The following is a 4,013-nucleotide window of genomic DNA, read 5'->3' on the forward strand; positions in this document are numbered from 1 at the left end:
AAACGTAATGAAGGATTTGTTGCGTTTCCAGACCCCATTAATGGTCAGTTTTTCGCGCGGTCAATTTATCAGCCGCATGCTGGATGCCGATGAAGATCGCGTGATCTTCGACCTCGGCAGTAATGCACTGGATAACGATTTAGCGTTGCAGGGCGGTGAAGTGAATATCGCTGCAGAAACCCAGGGTGCAAAAGTGGAATTTGGCTTAATCAAACTGGAGCGCACCGAGTTTGAGGGCTTACCGGCGTTTACTGCCCCACTGCCTGAGTTGCTGTGGCAGATCCAGCGTCGTGAGTTTTTCCGCGTTTCCGCCCCGATGGAGCCGGTATTTTACTGCCATACGCAGTGGCCGGATGGCAGTAAAGCGCGTTTTCGTTTGCAGGATCTCTCTCTCGGTGGTGCGGGCGTATTGCTGGATGAGAGCTTGCCAGAGGGCCTGAACCGCGGTGACACCTTTAAAAATTTGCGCGTTGAATTGGGCGAATACGGTCATTTTGAAGTCACCGCGCAATTGCTGCATATTGGCGAACGCAGCACCGTCACCAGCAAGAATGAAACCCGCACAACTCCTCGTCTCAGCTTCCGTTTTACCGCCATTGAGCCGGTGCAGGAACGCCAGCTACAGCAAGTGATCTTTGCGCTGGAACGTCTGGCCCGCGACAAAGCGAATCGCTTCCAGTAATTCCCTGCTGGCGCCACAAAAGGCGCCAGCCAGGCTATCCTTTCCTTGCTTTCACTTTTTATTGCCTCCCAGCAAGGAGAATCTCCCCAATGGAAAACTGGCTTTCTGCCCATCGTTTACAACTCATTTTTCTCAATCAAACCTTCTGGATAAACAGCGCCATCATCGTCTTCGGTACCCTGATGATGTATTGGCTTTTGCGTACCCTCATCCGTTTTGTATCCAACCGTATTGCGCACTACAGCGAGCAGCGGAATCATCGCGTCACCACACTGTTGGTGGAAATTCTGCGCAGTACCAGCCAGCCTTTGCTGCTGATTTTCTCATTACTGATTGCACTGAGGTTTGTCGACCTCCCCGCCAGCTGGAGCGTGACGATTGCACACGGCTGGTTCCTGGCCTTTATTCTGCAAATGACCATGTGGATTGACTGTGGCATCCGGCTCTGGCTACAGAGTTTGCTGCGTGATCCATTGCACGTGCGCAATCCGGTGACCACGGTGATCCTCGGCATTCTGCTGCGGGTGGTGGTGTGGGTGATGATGATGTTGGCAATCCTGTCCAACATGGGCATCAATATTACCGCACTGGTTGCCAGCCTCGGCGTCGGCGGCATTGCCATCGCCCTGGCGATTCAGACGGTGTTGAGTGACGTATTCGCCTCGCTGGCCATTGGCTTTGACAAGCCCTTTGAGCATGGCGATTTTATTGTGTTTGGCGATGTGGCTGGCTCAATCGAACACATTGGTCTGAAAACCACCCGGCTGCGCAGCCTGAGCGGCGAACAGATCGTTTGCTCGAACACCATCTTGCTGCAGCAGACCATCCACAATTACAAACGCATGCAGCAGCGTCGCATCGTGTTTAAGTTCGGCATCAATTACGGTACACCTGCTGAGAAAGTGCGACAAATTGGTAGCATGGTGAAGGAGATCATTCAGGATGTGCCGGATACTCGTTTTGACCGCGCACATTTCCTCGCTTTTGATGAGTCGCAACTGACATTTGAAGTGGTCTACTTCGTGCTCAGTGCCGAGTACAACAAGTACATGGACATCCAGCAGGAAATTAACCTCCAGCTGATGGCGCAACTGGAGCAGAAGCAGATTCGTTTTGCTTTCCCAATGCGTCGCGTCGAGTTTACGGGGGGTGTATTACCACGGATTAATCTCAGCGATGCCTCCAATGAATCCTCACCCCAGACGGCACAACGTTAGTGAGCGATGGTCAGGCGGTTACCCCGCCTGAACACTAGTGCGGTTGATAACGACAACGCGCCACCGCTTCCAGCCAGCCGCGATAATTCTCCTGCATAATGGTCGCGCGATCGCTGCGCGGCTCAATCACGCTGCCCCCCTGCAACGCCTGCATATCACTGCCCTGCTGCCACCAGCCTAATGAACGCCCCGCCAGCAGCGCGGCACCCAGGGCGGAGACTTCAGCGGTAGGGGCTCGTTTCAGCGGCCGCTGCAACACGTCTGCCTGTAACTGCATCAGCCAACTGTTTTCGGTTGCCGAGCCATCCACACAGAGCGCGGGTAACTGCACACCACTGGCCTGCTCCATAGCGAAGAACACATCGGCAATCTGGAAGGTGATCGATTCCAGCGCCACGCGCGCCAGCACCTCTGGCGTGGCGGCATCGGTAAGGCCACATACCATGCCGCGCGCCTTCAAATCCCACCAGGGCGCGCCCAGGCCTGACAATGCAGGCACGAAATAGATGCCCTGATTATGCTCGCTGCGCCGCGCCATCGCCGTCAGTTCACGCGGATCGCTGATGCCCAGCATGCGTCCCAGCCAGGCCGCGCCTGAACCGGTATGGGTGATGTTACCTTCAAAGGCAAATCGCAGCGTGCCATCGTGCCACGCCACCGTGGTGCTGAGGCCGTTCTCGGTCAGCAAAGGGGTGGCCATTGACATCATCAGCGATGAACCGGTGCCGTAAGTGGCTTTCACCACCTCTTCACCCGCACTACGTTGCGCCTGCAGTGCCGCATGGGAATCGCCAATGCGCGACAAGATGGGCGTACCCGCTTTCAGTCCGGCGATGTCCTGTACCGTGACAACACCCTGCGTGCTGGCAGAGGGCACAATATGTGGCAGCGCCGCGCGCGGGATATGGAACAGCGCCAGCAGTTCGTCATCCCAGTCACCGCTATGTAAATTATAGAGTTGGGTGCGGGCCGCATTAGCGTGATCGGTGACAAAACTTTCGCCGCCGCTTAATTGCCAGCTGAGCCAGCAATCCACTGTGCCGATGCAGAGTTCACCGGCCTGCGCACGCGCCAGTCCATCTGGAATCGTCGCCAGCATCCCGGTGAGTTTGCCTGCGGGAAACATGGGATCGACCGCCAGGCCCGTTAAGCCGGTGATGCGTGGCGCTTTGCCCGCCATGCGTAAATCGCGACAAAAGGCTTCCGAGCGACGATCCTGCCAGCTCACCAGCGGCGTCAGCGGTTGCCCGTCGCGGCGCTGCCAGATCAGCACCGACTCGCGCTGGTTGCTGATCGCGACGGCGGCCACCTCTGCCCCGCCGCACTGCGCCAGACAGCTTTCAATCGCCTGTTTCACCGCCTGCCAGATCGCCAATGGATCCTGCTCGGCCAATCCCGGCTGGGGATGGGCTAGCGTCAGAGGCTGGCTGCCGCGCGCTACCACGTTGCCTGCGCGGTCCACCGCTATGGCTTTCGCGTTGGTGGTACCTTCATCAATTGCCAGTATTAATGGACCCGCCATGTTTACGCTCCTGCACACATGCGCACTGCACTCTTCACCACGCTGGCGGCGTCAATACCATGATGCGCGCGCGTGGAGGCACGATCGCCAGCAATCGCGTATTGCCCATCCGGGATGCCCAGACGCAACAGCGGAATACCGCAGCCGCCTTCAGCCAGCACTTCTGCCACCAGGCTGCCAACGCCGCCGTTGACGTTGTGTTCTTCTACTGTGATCACCGCCGGATAATGCTTTAACAGCTCTTGTAGCCGTTGGGTATCACAGGGACGAATTGATGGAATGGCGATCACACCTGCGCTGATTCCCTGTTCGTGTAATTGCTCAGCCGCGCTCACCGCCTCATGCACGGTGGAACCCATTGCCACCAGCACGATGTCGTTGCCTTCACGCAACACGTCGATCTGGCCGGGACGGAACTGGTAGTTTTCATCGTGCAGCTGGGGCAGATCTTTGCCATCCAGACGGATGTAAACCGGCCCCAAATGCGCAAGGGCATAATCGATGATCTGGCGGCACTCCAGCGGGCAGGATGGCGCATAAATCTCGATATTGCCGAAGCCACGCATCACCGCAATATCATCAATGCTGTGGT

At 56.9% G+C, this 4,013-nt stretch carries 4 protein-coding genes; 2 read left to right on the forward strand and 2 right to left on the reverse strand.

Annotated elements, in window-relative coordinates; translation table 11 throughout:
* Positions 1–7: 7 nt before the first annotated feature.
* Positions 8–682: a flagellar brake protein gene (locus QMM04_RS21370; protein ID WP_234472990.1), complete on the forward strand. Its 675-nt coding sequence runs from the start codon at positions 8–10 to the stop codon at positions 680–682.
* A gap of 89 nt (positions 683–771) precedes the next feature.
* Complete coding sequence (locus QMM04_RS21375; RefSeq protein ID WP_058959679.1) at positions 772–1,899, forward strand: mechanosensitive ion channel family protein; 1,128 nt, start codon at positions 772–774, stop codon at positions 1,897–1,899.
* 34 nt (positions 1,900–1,933) lie between these two features.
* On the opposite strand, the gene QMM04_RS21380 is transcribed toward QMM04_RS21375, so the two are convergent.
* Together QMM04_RS21380 and QMM04_RS21385 are read right to left on the reverse strand one after the other, a co-directional pair.
* Positions 1,934–3,421 (reverse strand): FGGY-family carbohydrate kinase, encoded by a 1,488-nt coding sequence (locus QMM04_RS21380; protein ID WP_282996975.1) that lies wholly within the window; start codon positions 3,419–3,421, stop codon positions 1,934–1,936.
* A gap of 2 nt (positions 3,422–3,423) precedes the next feature.
* On the reverse strand, positions 3,424–4,013 hold a 590-nt coding region (locus QMM04_RS21385; protein ID WP_282996976.1), incomplete at its 5' end, for a transketolase C-terminal domain-containing protein.

This window comes from Pantoea sp. Pa-EAmG, assembly GCF_030024295.1.
In the GTDB taxonomy this organism is placed as follows: Bacteria; Pseudomonadota; Gammaproteobacteria; order Enterobacterales; family Enterobacteriaceae; genus Pantoea; species Pantoea dispersa.